This is a genomic window from Buttiauxella noackiae ATCC 51607 (genome assembly GCF_001654865.1).
GTDB lineage: Bacteria > Pseudomonadota > Gammaproteobacteria > Enterobacterales > Enterobacteriaceae > Buttiauxella > Buttiauxella noackiae.
This window is the reverse complement of record NZ_LXEO01000047.1, coordinates 183,488-198,692: the sequence shown is the minus strand read 5'-3', so window position 1 is coordinate 198,692 and position 15,205 is coordinate 183,488. Positions and strand designations below refer to the sequence as shown.

General features: G+C 49.1%; 13 protein-coding genes. 9 read left to right on the top strand and 4 right to left on the bottom strand.

Features of this window, described 5'->3' with window-relative positions; genetic code table 11:
* Nucleotide 1 precedes the first annotated feature (1 nt).
* From M979_RS15385 to tldD, 4 genes are all read left to right on the top strand, one after another.
* Nucleotides 2-595, top strand: coding sequence for a Maf family protein (locus tag M979_RS15385; protein WP_034459836.1), 594 nt, complete (start codon nt 2-4; stop codon nt 593-595).
* Nucleotides 585-2,054 carry a ribonuclease G gene (gene rng / locus M979_RS15380; RefSeq protein WP_034459834.1) on the top strand — a complete coding sequence of 490 codons (1,470 nt, stop codon included), beginning with the start codon at nt 585-587 and terminating at the stop codon, nt 2,052-2,054. The genes M979_RS15385 and rng overlap by 11 nt, the downstream gene beginning before the upstream one ends.
* A 59-nt stretch (nt 2,055-2,113) precedes the next feature.
* A complete protein-coding gene (gene yhdP / locus M979_RS15375; protein ID WP_064555468.1) occupies nt 2,114-5,914 on the top strand; it encodes an AsmA2 domain-containing protein YhdP in 3,801 nt (1,266 codons plus the stop codon).
* Between the two features lie 74 nt (nt 5,915-5,988).
* Nucleotides 5,989-7,434, top strand: coding sequence for a metalloprotease TldD (tldD, locus tag M979_RS15370; RefSeq protein WP_034459830.1), 1,446 nt, complete (start codon nt 5,989-5,991; stop codon nt 7,432-7,434).
* A 33-nt stretch (nt 7,435-7,467) separates the two neighbouring features.
* On the opposite strand, the gene aaeR is transcribed toward tldD, so the two are convergent.
* A complete protein-coding gene (gene aaeR, locus M979_RS15365) occupies nt 7,468-8,400 on the bottom strand; it encodes an HTH-type transcriptional activator AaeR (RefSeq protein WP_034459827.1) in 933 nt (310 codons plus the stop codon).
* A gap of 159 nt (nt 8,401-8,559) precedes the next feature.
* On the opposite strand from aaeR, the gene aaeX reads away from it, so the two are divergent.
* From aaeX to M979_RS15340, 5 genes are all read left to right on the top strand, one after another.
* Nucleotides 8,560-8,763 (top strand): p-hydroxybenzoic acid efflux pump operon protein AaeX, encoded by a 204-nt coding sequence (aaeX, locus tag M979_RS15360; RefSeq protein ID WP_034459825.1) that lies wholly within the window; start codon nt 8,560-8,562, stop codon nt 8,761-8,763.
* 7 nt (nt 8,764-8,770) lie between these two features.
* The gene (aaeA, locus tag M979_RS15355; protein ID WP_064555466.1) at nt 8,771-9,703 is read left to right on the top strand and encodes a p-hydroxybenzoic acid efflux pump subunit AaeA; all 933 of its coding nucleotides are present in this window, start codon (nt 8,771-8,773) and stop codon (nt 9,701-9,703) included.
* 12 nt (nt 9,704-9,715) lie between these two features.
* Nucleotides 9,716-11,677: a p-hydroxybenzoic acid efflux pump subunit AaeB gene (aaeB, locus tag M979_RS15350; protein ID WP_064555464.1), complete on the top strand. Its 1,962-nt coding sequence runs from the start codon at nt 9,716-9,718 to the stop codon at nt 11,675-11,677.
* A 93-nt stretch (nt 11,678-11,770) separates the two neighbouring features.
* A complete protein-coding gene (locus M979_RS15345; protein WP_064555462.1) occupies nt 11,771-13,225 on the top strand; it encodes an NAD-dependent succinate-semialdehyde dehydrogenase in 1,455 nt (484 codons plus the stop codon).
* 30 nt (nt 13,226-13,255) lie between these two features.
* The gene (locus M979_RS15340; RefSeq protein ID WP_064555460.1) at nt 13,256-13,528 is read left to right on the top strand and encodes a barstar family protein; all 273 of its coding nucleotides are present in this window, start codon (nt 13,256-13,258) and stop codon (nt 13,526-13,528) included.
* A 68-nt stretch (nt 13,529-13,596) separates the two neighbouring features.
* On the opposite strand, the gene yhcN (M979_RS15335) is transcribed toward M979_RS15340, so the two are convergent.
* The 3 genes from yhcN (M979_RS15335) to argR form a co-directional block, all read right to left on the bottom strand.
* Nucleotides 13,597-13,863 carry a peroxide/acid stress response protein YhcN gene (yhcN, locus tag M979_RS15335; RefSeq protein ID WP_064555458.1) on the bottom strand — a complete coding sequence of 89 codons (267 nt, stop codon included), beginning with the start codon at nt 13,861-13,863 and terminating at the stop codon, nt 13,597-13,599.
* Between the two features lie 107 nt (nt 13,864-13,970).
* Nucleotides 13,971-14,234 carry a peroxide/acid stress response protein YhcN gene (gene yhcN, locus M979_RS15330; protein ID WP_034459813.1) on the bottom strand — a complete coding sequence of 88 codons (264 nt, stop codon included), beginning with the start codon at nt 14,232-14,234 and terminating at the stop codon, nt 13,971-13,973.
* Between the two features lie 385 nt (nt 14,235-14,619).
* Nucleotides 14,620-15,090 carry a transcriptional regulator ArgR gene (gene argR / locus M979_RS15325; protein ID WP_034459812.1) on the bottom strand — a complete coding sequence of 157 codons (471 nt, stop codon included), beginning with the start codon at nt 15,088-15,090 and terminating at the stop codon, nt 14,620-14,622.
* Nucleotides 15,091-15,205 lie beyond the last annotated feature (115 nt).

The window sequence follows — 15,205 nt, the reverse complement described above, 5'->3', positions numbered from 1 at the left end:
CATGACATCTTTGTATCTGGCATCCGGTTCTCCACGTCGTCAGGAACTTCTGACTCAGTTGGGTGTGTCATTTGAGCGCATCATTACCGATGTAGAGGAACAGCGTCTGAGCGGTGAAAGTGCGCAACAATATGTTGTGCGCCTGGCGCGAGATAAAGCTCGAGCAGGTGTTGCATTAGCTCAACATGACTTACCGGTTTTAGGTGCAGATACTATTGTTATCTACAATGGCAACGTGTTGGAAAAACCTAAAGATGAACAACATGCCGCCGAAATGCTGCGCATGTTGTCCGGAAATCAGCATCAAGTGATGACGGCAGTTGCGTTAGCCGATCGCGAATCGTTACTGGATTGCCTGGTGACGACTGAAGTGACATTTCGTGCATTATCAGAACAGGATATCGCCGGTTATGTGGCCTGCGGTGAACCCATGGATAAAGCAGGTGCATACGGTATTCAAGGGCTTGGTGGTTGTTTTGTCAGGAAGATTAATGGCAGCTACCATGCTGTAGTCGGCTTACCGCTAGTTGAAACCTATGAATTGCTGAGTAATTTTCACGCTTTGCGTGATGGACGAGGAAAACATGACGGCTGAATTATTAGTCAACGTGACCCCATCGGAAACTCGGGTGGCTTACATTGATGGTGGAATACTGCAAGAGATCCATATTGAACGCGAAGCACGTCGCGGGATCGTAGGGAATATCTACAAAGGTCGTGTAAGCCGGGTACTTCCGGGAATGCAGGCGGCATTTGTAGATATTGGCCTTGATAAGGCAGCGTTTCTTCACGCTTCTGACATCATGCCACATACCGAATGTGTGGCTGGTGAAGAGCGAAAAAACTTCACAGTACGTGATATCTCCGAACTGGTGCGCCAGGGGCAAGACCTCATGGTTCAAGTGGTGAAAGATCCGCTGGGTACTAAAGGTGCGCGCCTGACTACGGATATCACACTGCCGTCCCGTTACCTGGTCTTTATGCCAGGAGCATCACATGTTGGTGTTTCGCAACGCATTGAAAGTGAAGCTGAACGTGAACGCCTTAAACGTGTGGTTAACGCATATTGCGACGAGCAAGGCGGATTCATCATCCGTACTGCGGCAGAAGGTGTATGTGAAGACGATTTATCTGCAGATGCCGCTTACCTGAAGCGCGTCTGGACAAAAGTCAGCGAACGCAAAAAGCGTAACAAAACTCGTTGCCAGCTTTATGGTGAACTCGCGTTAGCACAACGTGTACTGCGTGATTTTGCTGATGAGGCACTCGACCGAATTCGTGTCGACTCACGCCTGACATTCGACATGCTGCTGGAGTTCACCGCAGAATACATGCCGGAAATACACAACAAGATCGAACACTACAGCGGTCGCCAGCCAATTTTTGACCTTTTTGATGTTGAAAATGAAATTCAGCGGGCGCTGGAACGAAAAGTTGAATTGAAGTCGGGTGGCTATTTGGTCATCGATCAGACTGAAGCCATGACCACCGTGGACATCAACACGGGGGCATTTGTCGGTCATCGCAATCTCGACGATACTATTTTCAATACTAATATTGAAGCGACGCAGGCGATTGCCCGCCAGTTACGTTTACGTAATCTGGGCGGCATTATCATTATCGATTTCATTGATATGAGTAATGAAGATCATCGCCGTCGTGTGTTGCATTCTCTTGAGCAAGCGTTAAGCAAAGACCGGGTAAAAACCAGTATCAATGGTTTCTCGCAGCTTGGCCTGGTTGAGATGACACGTAAACGCACGCGCGAAAGCGTTGAACATGTGCTGTGTAACGATTGTCCAACTTGCCACGGACGCGGTACGGTGAAAACCGTTGAAACAGTCTGTTATGAAATCATGCGTGAAATTGTCCGCGTGCATCATGCTTATGATTCCGACCGTTTCCTGGTTTACGCATCACCTGCTGTGGGCGAAGCGCTAAAAAGTGAAGAGTCCCATTCACTGGCCGAAGTTGAAATTTTCGTCGGCAAGCAAGTCAAAGTACAGATCGAGCCGCTCTATAATCAGGAGCAGTTTGACGTCGTTATGATGTAGCTCTCTGTGCGGTTGGCGCAGGTTCGAGTTCCGCTCCGGCGGCTAACAAGGAGATATACGTGAGGCGACTGCCCGGCATTCTGCTACTCACTGGCGCAACGCTTATCGTTATCGTCGCACTGCTGGTGAGTGGTTTGCGGCTGGTTTTGCCGCATCTCGATGCCTGGCGCCCGGCTTTGTTAGATAAAATTGAAGCGATGACTGGCACGCCTGTCGATGCCAGCCAGATAAAGGCAAGTTGGGAAAACTTTGGCCCAACTCTGGATGTGCGCGATGTTAAAGCCGGTCTGAAAGACGGCGGTGAGTTGAGCGTTAAGCGCGTGACGCTGGCGCTCGACCTTTGGCAAAGTATTTTGCATGCGCGTTGGCAATTCCGCGACCTCACTTTTTACCAGCTACAGATGCGCACCAATACTCCACTGAGCCAGAATCAGGGGGACGGTAAGTTTGAGCCGGGTAAAATCAGCGATCTCTTTTTACGCCAGTTCGATCACTTTGATTTGCGCGACAGCTCCCTTAGTTTCCTGACTCTATCTGGCCAACGTGCTGAACTCACGATCCCACAACTTACCTGGCTTAACACCAAAAACCGTCACCGTGCTGAAGGGCTGGTCAGTCTGTCGAGCTTTACCGGGCAACACGGTCTGGCAAAAGTGCGGATGGATTTACGGGACGAAAATGGCCTGCTCAATATCGGCAAAGTCTGGCTACAGGCTGACAACGTTGACGTAAAACCGTGGCTTGGCCGCTGGATGAAGGACAATGTTAATTTACAGACTGCCAAATTCACCCTCGAAGCATGGATGGATATCAAAGAGGGCGATATTGCTGGTGGCAATATCTGGCTGAAGCAAGGCGGTGCAAGCTGGGCGGGGAAAAGCTCCGCACACCAGTTATCCGTTGATAATTTAATGGCCCATGTTGATCGTTCACAAGCGGGCTGGAATCTTGCTATTCCCTCAACGAATATCACCCTTGATGGCAAAACCTGGCCAAAAGGTTCGCTATCTTTAGCGTGGATTGCTCCGCAGGATGTGGGCGGGAAAGAGAATACGCGCGGTGAAGAATTGCGCGTCCGCGCCACAAACATGGAGCTAGAAAGCTTCACTGGTTTACTGCCAATAGCCGCAAAAATTTCCCCTGATTTAGGCGATATTTGGACCTCCTTGCAACCTCGAGGGCACATTGATGTGCTGGCACTGGATATCCCGCTCCAGCAAACGGAAAGCACCCGCATGCAAGGGCGCTGGAAAGATGTGAGTTGGAACCAATGGAAAATGCTTCCCGGTGTTGAACACTTCGCAGGTTCAATTACCGGTAGCCTTGCCCACGGGCAGCTTAATGCACAGGTCCTTGATGCTAAAATGCCTTATGAAGGTGTCTTCCGCGCACCGCTGGAGATTGAACATGGCGCCGCAACGCTTGAGTGGCGGAAAAATGCTTCTGGTTTCCAGCTTGATGGCAAAAATCTTGATGTAAAAGCTCGCTCGGTATGGGCGGCAGGCGACTTCCGTTATTACCAGCCTGAGGGGGGTGACCCATGGTTAGGTATTTTAGCCGGAATCAGTACCAATAACGGTGCGGATGCCTGGCGCTATTTCCCTGAAAACCTGATGGGCAAAGAGCTGGTTGATTACCTCAGTGGCGCTATTCAGGGTGGTGAAGCCGATAACGCGACGTTGGTCTATGGCGGCAACCCCCATCTTTTCCCTTATCTGCATAACGAAGGGCAATTTGAGGTCTACGTTCCGCTACGCAATGCAAAATTTGCTTTCCAGCCTGACTGGCCGGCATTAGAGAATCTGAATATCACGCTTGATTTCATCAATGATGGTTTATGGATGAAGTCTAATGAAGTGAAACTCGGGGGAGTTACTGGGCGCAACCTTACGGCTATTATCCCGGATTACTCGAAAGAAAAACTGTTGATTGATTCTGATATCAGCGGCCCTGGAAGTGCAGTTGGCCCGTATTTCAAAGAAACACCTCTAAAAGATTCACTGTCTGCTGCTCTCGATGAACTCCAGATTGGTGGGGATGTGAATGCTCGCTTACATCTGGATATCCCATTTAATGGCGATATGACCACCGCTTCAGGCGACGTCCAACTTCACAACAATACGCTGTTGATAAAACCGCTCTCCAGCACGCTGAGCAACCTGACGGGTAAATTCAGCTTTGTGAACGGCGATTTGAAAAGCGAACCGTTAAAAGCCACCTGGTTTAACCAGGCAGTAGGTATTGATTTTAATACTAAAACTGGTGAGAAAGATTACAAGATTGGCGTCAATTTGCTGGGCGACTGGCAGCCAACAAAAATGGGTGTTTTGCCTGAGCCGGTTAATAAAGAGTTGAGCGGAAATGTCCCGTGGAAAGGGGATGTGGCGATTACGCTTCCTTACCATGGAGAGGCGAATTATCAGGTCAATGTGGATGCAGATCTGAAAAATGTGAGTAGTCACTTACCTGCGCCAGTTAATAAATCAGCGGGTCAGGCATTGCCATTGAAAGTTGCAGTGAAAGGCGACCTGAATAGCTTTAATTTGACGGGTAATGCGGGGCCGACAAATCACTTCTCCAGCCGCTGGCTACTGAATAAGAAACTGACACTGGATCGGGCTATTTGGGCAGCGAACAGCCACACCATTCCACCGTTACCTGACAATCCAGGTGTTGAGCTTGATCTCCCTGCGATGGACGGTGCGCAATGGTTAGCGCTGTTTAGCCAGGGGGCGGCAGAAAGTGTCGGTAACTCTGCATCATTCCCATCGGATGTTACGTTACGTACGCCTTCGCTGACTTTCGCTGGGCAGCAGTGGAATAACCTGAGTCTGGTTTCCCACGCGATACCTGGCGGTACGCGTGTTGAAGCACAGGGGCGTGAAGTGAATGGCTCGTTGACGATGCAAGATAATGCACCGTGGCGCGCAGCAATCAAATACCTCTATTTCAACCCTAATTGGGGCAATAGCACAGCCAAAACGACCAGCAGTTCTCCACTGGGAGACAATACTTCAATTGATTTCCGCAACTGGCCTGATCTGCAACTGCGTTGCGCCGAATGTTGGTTGTGGGGGCAAAAATATGGCCGCATTGAAGGTGATCTCGCTGTTAAAGGGAACACGCTGGAATTAGAAAATGGTTTAGTCGATTCAGGATTTGCAAGGCTAACCGGCAGTGGTCAATGGGTTAACAGTCCAGCAGAAGAGCGCACCTCCATAAAAGGTAAACTTCATGGCGGTAAGCTTGATGCTGCAACCAATTTCTTTGGCGTTAAAACGCCAATTCAGGGTTCATCATTTGATGCGGATTATGATCTGCATTGGCGTGATAAACCCTGGCAGCCTGACTTTGCTTCACTAAACGGAATCCTTCATATCAAATTGGGTAAAGGCCAGATTGCCGATCTGGGCACAGGTCACGCCGGGCAGTTGCTGCGGTTGGTGAGTGTCGATGCGTTAATGCGTAAGTTGCGTTTCGATTTCAGCGATACCTTCGGTGATGGTTTCTATTTTGATTCCATCCGTAGTACGGCCTGGATCAAAGATGGCGTGTTGCATACTGACGATACGTTGGTTGATGGTCTGGAAGCTGATATCGGCATGAAAGGCTCCGTTGATCTGGTTCGGCGCCGACTTGATCTTGAAGCCGTTGTCGCACCTGAAATCTCTGCGACCGTCGGCGTGGCGACTGCTTTTGTGGTTAACCCGATAATAGGTGCCGCAGTGTTTGCCGCTAGTAAAGTGTTAGGGCCTTTGTGGAGTAAAATCTCCGTGTTGCGCTACCACATCACTGGTTCGGTCGACCAACCGCAAATTAATGAAGTGCTCCGTCAGCCAAGAGTTAACGACGCTAAGTGATTTGACGCGGACGGCTAATTGCCGCAAGCTCAATAGATATCTCCAATCGATAGACAAATAAGAGTAGCGAAACGATGAGTCTGAACCTGGTAAGTGAGCAGTTGCTGTCTGCGAATGGCTTAACCCATCAAGATCTTTTTTCCATTTTGGGACAATTGTCCGAGCGCCGACTCGACTATGGCGATCTCTATTTCCAGTCCAGTTATCACGAATCCTGGGTGCTGGAAGACCGCATCATTAAAGATGGCTCTTATAACATCGATCAAGGTGTTGGCGTGCGTGCGGTCAGCGGTGAGAAAACCGGTTTTGCTTATGCCGACCAGGTCAGCTTGCTGGCACTAGAACAAAGTGCTCATGCGGCCCGAAGCATCGTGCAAGATAAAGGAAATGGCCGCGTACAGACATTAGGCGCAGTGCAGCATAGTGCGCTTTATACCAGCGCAGATCCGCTGCAAAGCATGACGCGCGAAGAAAAACTCGACATCCTGAAACGTGTTGATAGCGTAGCCCGTGCGGCAGACGCTCGCGTTCAGGAAGTAACAGCCAGCCTGACTGGTGTTTACGAACTGATTCTTGTGGCAGCAACCGACGGCACACTGGCAGCTGACGTTCGCCCATTAGTGCGCCTGTCTGTTAGCGTACAGGTTGAAGATAACGGTAAACGTGAGCGTGGCTCCAGCGGTGGTGGTGGTCGTTTCGGTTATGACTATTTCCTCGAAAACGTTGATGGCGAAGTTCGTGCCGACGCGTGGGCGAAAGAAGCTGTACGCATGGCACTTGTTACCCTTTCTGCCGTAGCAGCACCTGCCGGTATGTTCCCGGTAGTGCTTGGCGCAGGTTGGCCGGGCGTGCTGTTGCATGAAGCCGTTGGTCATGGTCTGGAAGGCGATTTCAACCGTCGTGGAACTTCCGTATTCAGTGGTCAGATGGGCCAATTAGTCGCTTCTGAGCTGTGCACCGTTGTTGATGACGGCACCATGGCAAACCGCCGTGGCTCCATTGCTATTGATGATGAAGGTGTTCCGGGTCAGTACAACGTATTGATTGAAAACGGTGTGCTGAAAGGCTACATGCAGGACAAGCTGAATGCCCGCTTGATGGGTGTTGCGCCAACAGGTAATGGTCGCCGCGAATCTTATGCGCACCTGCCAATGCCACGTATGACCAACACTTATATGCTCGCCGGTAAGTCTACTCCGCAAGAGATCATCGAATCTGTTGAGTACGGTATCTATGCTCCGAACTTTGGCGGCGGTCAGGTGGATATCACTTCCGGTAAGTTTGTGTTCTCGACTTCAGAAGCCTATCTCATCGAAAACGGTAAAGTGACGACGCCGGTAAAAGGCGCAACGCTGATTGGTTCCGGTATCGAAACTATGCAGCAGATTTCAATGGTGGGTAACGACCTGGCGCTTGATAACGGCGTCGGCGTTTGTGGTAAAGAAGGGCAGAGCCTGCCAGTCGGTGTTGGCCAGCCAACGCTTAAAGTCGACAACTTAACGGTTGGTGGCACAGCGTAAAACTTCTCTTTCCAAAGTAAAAAAACAGCCGGGTTAATCCCGGCTGCTTTTTATCCCGCGAACACCTTGATAAAGGTGCGAAACCTTCACGAAATACTCAGTCAGGTAGTTAATACACACCTGTACTTTTAACGGCAATTTATCTTTTTCGGTATATAGGGCATACACCGGGCGTGGATCCGACTGATAGCCCGGCAACAAGATCTCAAGCGTCCCGTCATTGATCTCATCGATCACCCACATCAGCGGCACATAAGCGATCCCAGCCCCTAATTTTAGCCAACGACTCAGTGTCATAGGATCATTGGTGACAAACCGCCCTTGCGGCAGCATACGAATTGTCAGTCCTTCTGGTGCGATCAACTCGAATTCATTATGGGGGCGAATGCTGTATTCCAACCAGGAATGGCTTGTCAGATCGGCTGGTTTTTCAGGTGTGCCATTTTGCTGAAGGTAACTTTTGGCGGCGCAAATCACCATCGGCATTGATCCGAGTTTGGTCGAGAACAAGCTTGAATCTTGCAATGCACCCACACGAATAACTACATCCAGGCCATCAGCAATCAGATCAGGTGCTGGAATGCCCGTGACAAGATTTACTGTCAACTCCGGGTACTCTTTGAGCATATCGGCGGTCATGGACGCGAGTACATTTTGTGCCATAGTTGAAGAACTGCCAATGCGCAGCGTGCCAATCGGTGTGTTGTTAAATGCATAAAGTTGTTCATGAACTGCCTGCGCTTCATGCAGCATTTTACGACAGCCGAGGTAGTAGATTTTACCGGCTTCAGTAAGCCCAATACTGCGCGTGCTGCGGTTTAACAGCTTGACCTGTAGCTCATCTTCTAATTTGGAAACGGTTTGGCTAATTGATGATACGCTCATTTCCAACTGCCTGGCCGCGGCGGTAAAAGAGCCAAGTTCGACAACTTTGGCAAATACCGACATGCGTTTAAGTCTTTCCATTGTTCACTCTGAGTTAAAAGTGATTTAGATCACAGATTATAGATAACGGGCTAACTATTGCGGTAATATATTATTAACAACACGACCCGTATCACTCGTTAGCTCAGTATTCCTGGCTGTCCCAGGGTTTGTGTCTTCCGTATTTTCTGCAAGGTTAACATGAGTCTATTTCCCGTTGTCGTGATATTCGGTCTTTCTTTTCCGCCGATATTCTTCGAGCTAATTCTTTCGCTGGCGTTGTTCTGGTTGGTTCGCCGTCTGCTTACACCGACGGGAATTTATGATTTTGTCTGGCACCCGGCATTATTTAATACAGCGCTTTATTGCTGCCTGTTTTATCTGATCTCTCGTCTGTTTGTTTGAGGTTGATGTGAAAGCACTAACAAGAAAAATAACCCGCACTGCCATCACACTGATTCTGGTGCTGCTGGCTTTCATCGCTATCTTCCGTGCATGGGTGTTCTATACCGAATCTCCATGGACGCGTGATGCTCGCTTTACCGCAGACGTTGTCGCTATTGCGCCAGACGTATCGGGCTTAATTACCGATGTGAAGGTTCATGACAACCAACTGGTGAAGAAGGATCAAATTCTATTCACCATCGACCAGCCGCGTTATCAGAAAGCGCTCGAGCAGGCACAGGCCGATGTTGCCTACTACCAGGCGCTGGCCGGGGAAAAACGCCGTGAAGCAGGGCGTCGTAATTCATTAGGGACTCAGGCGATGTCGCGTGAGGAGATTGAGCAATCTAATAACGTGCTGCAGACCGTTTTGCATCAGTTAGCGAAGGCTGAAGCGACCCGTGATTTGGCACAGTTGGATATGCAACGCACTATCATTCGTGCGCCAGCCGAAGGTTGGATAACAAACCTGAATGTTTATACCGGTGAATTTATTACCCGAGGTTCCACCGCTGTTGCACTGGTCAAACGCGGCACTTTCTACATTCTGGCCTATATGGAAGAAACCAAACTCGATGGCATTCGCCCTGGTTATCGTGTGCAAATCACGCCACTTGGCAGCAATCGTGTATTACGCGGAACTGTAGACAGTATTTCTGCTGGGGTAACCAACGCCAGCAGTACCCGAGATACCAAAGGGATGGCGACAGTTGATTCCAACCTGGAATGGGTGCGTCTGGCGCAGCGTGTGCCGGTGAGAATTCATCTTGATGAACAACAGGCTAACCTTTATCCCGCCGGGACAACGGCAACTGTCGTGGTGACTGGAGATAAAGATCGCGATACCGACCACGATTCGGTATTTATCAAATTCATGCATCGCCTGCGTGAGTTCGGCTAAGCGTAGGTTGATATGTATTTTATCTCGCGGTTACATCTGCGCTTTGCCATTAAGCTGGCTTTTGCCATCGTATTGGCAATGTTTGTCGGGTTCCATTTCCAGCTTGAAACCCCTCGTTGGGCGGTGCTGACAGCGGCTATCGTTGCGGCAGGTCCGGCGTTTGCCGCAGGTGGTGAACCCTATTCTGGCGCAATTCGCTATCGCGGCATGCTGCGTATTGTTGGCACATTTATCGGCTGTTTTGCTGCCCTGTTTATTATCACTTTACTGATTCGTGCACCGGTAGTGATGCTGCTGGTGTGCTGTATCTGGGCTGGTTTTTGTACCTGGATTTCCTCTCTGGTTAAAGTCGAAAACTCTTACGCGTGGGGGCTTTCCGGCTACACGGCGCTAATTATTGTCGTCACTATTCAGGCTCATCCACTTTTGACACCACAGTTTGCGGTGGAGCGCTGCAGTGAAATCGTAATCGGTATTGTTTGCGCGATTCTCGCTGACTTGCTCTTTTCCCCGCGTTCTATCAAACAGGAAATTGATCGCGAGTTAGATAATTTGCTGGTGGACCAATATCGACTGATGCAGCTGTGTATTGCGCATGGCGATAAAGAGGTGGTTGATAAAGCGTGGGCAGGTCTTGTGCGCCGCACCACGGCTCTCGAAGGGATGCGTACCAATCTCAATATTGAATCTGCTCGCTGGGGCCGGGCAAACCGCCGCCTGAAGGCAATCAATACTATTTCGCTTACGCTCATCACGCAGGCCTGTGAAACCTATCTGATTCAAAACACGCGCCCCGAATTCGTCACGCCCGAATTCCGCGCGCTGTTTGAGGCGCCCGTGGAAACGGCTGCTGATGTCCATAAGCAGGTGAAGGTTATCCGCAAATTCATCTCCTACGCTGGCGAGAAAAATACTCCCGTTACTATCAGCAGTTGGACTGGCGCAATCACCCGCTTCCTTTTGCTAAAACGGGGTGTGGCCAGCAATACGCGTATTAGCGTGGTGGAAGAGGAAGTATTGACCCAGGAAGTGGTGGTCAAAGTGCAGTCTGCCGAAGGCCATCACGCAATGATCAACTTTTGGCGCACCACCGTTTCTTGTCTGCTTGGTAGCTTGTTCTGGCTATGGACAGGCTGGACATCAGGAAGCGGCGCTATGGTTATGATCGCCGTTGTCACATCACTGGCGATGCGCTTACCCAATCCGCGCATGGTAGCGATCGACTTCTTATACGGAATGCTGGTAGCGCTGCCGCTAGGTGCTTTCTACTTCTTGGTTGTCATTCCTTCTACGCAACAAAGTATTCTACTGCTGTGTATTAGCCTCGGTTTGCTTGGTTTCTTCATTGGGATTGAAGTGCAGAAACGACGTCTGGGCTCTATGGGGGCATTGGCTGGGACAATTAATGTCATTGTTCTCGATAACCCGATGACGTTTCACCTCAACACTTTCCTGGACGGCGCATTGGGGCAGATCGTTGGCTGTTTCCTGGCATTGATGGTGATATTGCTGATTCGTGATAACTCGAAAGAGCGCACCGGCCGCACGCTGTTGAACCAGTTTGTCTCGGCCGCAGTTTCAGCACTGACGACCAACAACAATCGCCGTAAAGAGAACCATCTTCCTGCGCTTTATCAGCAACTTTTCTTACTGCTTAATACGTTTCCTGGCGATATCGACCGCTACCGTTTAGCGCTGATTTTGATTATTGCTCACCAGAGATTGCGCGATGCGCCGATTCCGGTGAATGACGATCTTTCTGCTTTCCATCGACAACTGCGTAAAACGGCAGACCGCGTGATTTCAGCATCCAGCGACGACAAAAGGCGGCGTTACTTCCAGCAGTTGCTGGAGGAATTAGATATCTACCAGGAGAAATTGCGTGTCTGGGAGGCGCCGCTACAGGTTACCGAACCTGTGAAGCGCCTGGCGCATGTGCTCCATAAATACCAGCATGCCCTGATAGATGCTTAACCATAGCCGACGCTTACGTCGGCTTTTTTGTATCTATACTTATACCCGTCAGACTGCAAGTTGCAGATGCGTAATTCATAACAGGAGAAAATTATGACAAATCAGGCACTCCAGGACAGTGAATTATTCAACACTGGCTATCTCGTAAATGGTGAATGGCGGAAACTCAGTCAAACTTTCGATGTTCTCAATCCCGCCACAGGTGAAGTCGTCGCTAAAGTCGCAGAGGCTGGTAAAAAAGAGGCTGAAGAGGCTATTGCCGCTGCGGCTAAAGCCTTTCCCGCATGGCGTGCAAAAACGGCCAAAGAACGCTCCACCATTCTCTACCGCTGGTTCCAATTGATTATTGAGAACAAGAGTTGGCTCGGCCGCTTGATGACCACCGAACAAGGCAAGCCGTTGAAAGAGGCGGAAGGGGAAGTCGAGTACGCCGCGAGTTTTATTCAGTGGTTTGCGGAGCAGGCTAAACGAGCAAATGGTGAAATTATTCCAGCTATCAAACCGGGTTCACGCATCCTGGCAACCCGTGAACCGATTGGCGTTGTCGCCGCTATTACGCCGTGGAATTTCCCAATGGCAATGCTGACACGCAAACTCGGACCGGCACTTGCTGCGGGATGTACCGGCGTTATCAAGCCTGCCAATAACACGCCTTTATCAGCATTTGCTTTACTCGCGCTGGCGAAAAAAGCGGGCGTACCTGATGGTGTGTTAAATGCTGTAGCCGGTAATACGCAAGAAATCAGCGACGCCATTATGGCGAGCCACGAAGTCCGGAAAATTTCATTCACCGGTTCCACCGCCGTTGGCAAAACGCTGGTGCGTAATGCCGCTGAAACGATGAAAAAAGTCTCAATGGAATTAGGCGGTAACGCACCATATATCGTCTTTGATGATGCTGATATCGATGAAGCCGTGAAAGGAGCTATTGCCAACAAATTCCGCAACGCAGGCCAGGTGTGTGTCAGCGTTAACCGTTTCTTCATTCAAGAAAAGGTTTACGACCAGTTCGTCAACAAACTGGCGGAGGCGGTCAAAGCTCTCAAAGTCGGGAATGGTCTGGAAGAGGGCGTCGTTGTCGGACCATTAATTGAGAAATCCGCAGTCGATAAGGTCCGTGAACACGTGGAAGATGCGCAAGCGAAGGGTGGCAAAGTGCTGGTGGGTGGCAAGATCCATGAATTGGGTGGCAACTTCTGGCAGCCCACTGTGATTATTGGTGCGAATGACGATATGAAACTGGCACAGGAAGAGACATTTGGCCCTGTGGCTGCCTGTTTCCGTTTCAAAACGGAAGAGGAAGTCATTGAGCGGGCAAATAATACGCCATTTGGTTTAGCTGCCTACTTCTATACTCAGAATCTATCGCGTGTATTCCGTGTCTCTCAGGCACTTGAAAGCGGCATGATAGGTATTAACGAATGCGCAGTTTCGACTGAATTGGGACCATTTGGCGGCGTGAAAGAGTCTGGTCTTGGCCGTGAGGGTTCAGTATTGGGTCTGGATGAGTTTCTGGAAGTCAAAACCTTGCATATTGGTGGGTTGTAGAACGATTCGTTCTGGTTAAGGTGGCAAGCAATGAAAAAATACACCTTTGATTTTAGTCAGATAGAAGACCAGCCTGGATTCTATCGTCACTTTACCCAGGCATTTCAACTTGAGAAAAAGCAGGTCCACGATCTCGATAGTTTATGGGATGTGGTCATCGGGGGCACTTTACCTCTCCCGGCGGAGATCGAGTTTGTTCATTTACCTGAGATGCAAAGGCGGCGTTATGGGGCTTTGGTTTTGCTTTTTGACGAAGCAGAGGAAGAGCTGGAAGGGCAGTTGCGCTTTAACGTGCGCGGCTAAACTCTATTTTAGATATAAAAAAGCCCCCGCAAGCGGGGGCAAAGTCGTCAGAATTTGACGACGAGGGTTTATTTATACAGTTCAGCGGTGGCGTGCCAGGTATCTCCGGTACGCGCTTCGGTTATACGATAAGCCGATGCACCTTCTTTGGTCGCTTTCTGTGATAATTCCTGACGCATATCCATTGGTGCACTGCCAGTCTGACTGACAGAAATGCTACCCATAGACTGCATGTTTTGTGCTTGTTCGCTGTTTACCTGATGCGCGGCTGCGTTAGCGCCGAAAGAGATAACAGAGAAAAGGCTCAGTGCTGCGATGGTTAATTTGGTTTTCATGATGTCTACTCCTAAAGTTTTTTATCAACGACCGGAAGGGCTTAACTGCATTTATTGTTCTTGAGGCCGTCGTCTTGATGAATCGGTGTTACTTATACTTGCCAGGCTTATTTATACAGCTCAGCTGTGGCATGCCACGCATCGCCAGAACGTGCTTCTACGATGCGATAAGAAGATGCGCCTTTCGCTTCAGCTTTCTCATTCAGCATTTGGTGCATATCCATTGGTGCACTACCTATCTGGCTTACAGAAACTGTGCCCATCGGCTGAAGATTCTGTGCCTGTTCTGCGTTAACAGATGTCGCTGCGAAAGCACCAAATGACAGCATTGAAAGCAGGCTGGCGGCTACTACTGTTGATTTCATATTCATAATTTTTACCTCGTCGTATTCTTTTATTGGGGTCCTCATTCCGTGACCCTCATCACAAAATCAAGTATACACTAATAACCTAGAAAATTAATACCACGCTAATTATTCTCTATGAAACTTTACAATAATAGAGGTTTTCTTTATTACGTAAAGTTATTAAAAATGATCTTTTATTGCTTTATTTATGTTAAATATAAGTAAAAACAATGAGATATCAAACTTTGACTTTTTGTGCTGTTCATCACATAACTTGCTGATGGGTTCGGTTTTTAAAGCATGAGGAGAGGTGAAAAATAAGATTTGCAGGCAGGCATAAGGAAATAGAAGGATGTATCAGCACGTTGCTCCCGCCATTCAATAACAGCGGGAACAGCCGTTTTAAGACTTAAAGCTCTTGTTCGAAGAGCACCAGAATCGCCTCATAAAGCTCTTTAACCGTGAAGTCTTTGGCTGGCGTAGTAAAGATAGTGTCGTCACCGGCAATCGTACCCAGAATCCCTTCTGCTTTACCTAAAGAATCCAGTAGGCGTGCAATCAACTGTGCAGCACCCGGGCTTGTGTGGATCACAACAACGGCATCGTTGTAATCAATATCCAGTACCAGATTTTTTAATGGACTGGATGTGGTAGGAACGCCCAATTCAGCAGGCAGGCAATACACCATTTCCATTTTTGCGTTGCGAGTACGTACCGCGCCAAATTTGGTTAGCATGCGGGATACTTTGGACTGGTTAATGTTTTCGAAACCTTCGTTTTGCAAAGCATGGACGATCTCGCCTTGAGAACTAAATTTCTCTTCTTTTAATAATGCTTTGAATGCTTTGACTAATTCTTCTTGTTTTGAGGAAATACGCATAGGTCACCCATAGAATAGACAGGTCAACAGAGATAACATGATTATGCATTTAAATGAATTTTTATGCAATATGCCCATATCCTTCGAGCCGCAGGGGTGTTGGCTGCACTCCCTC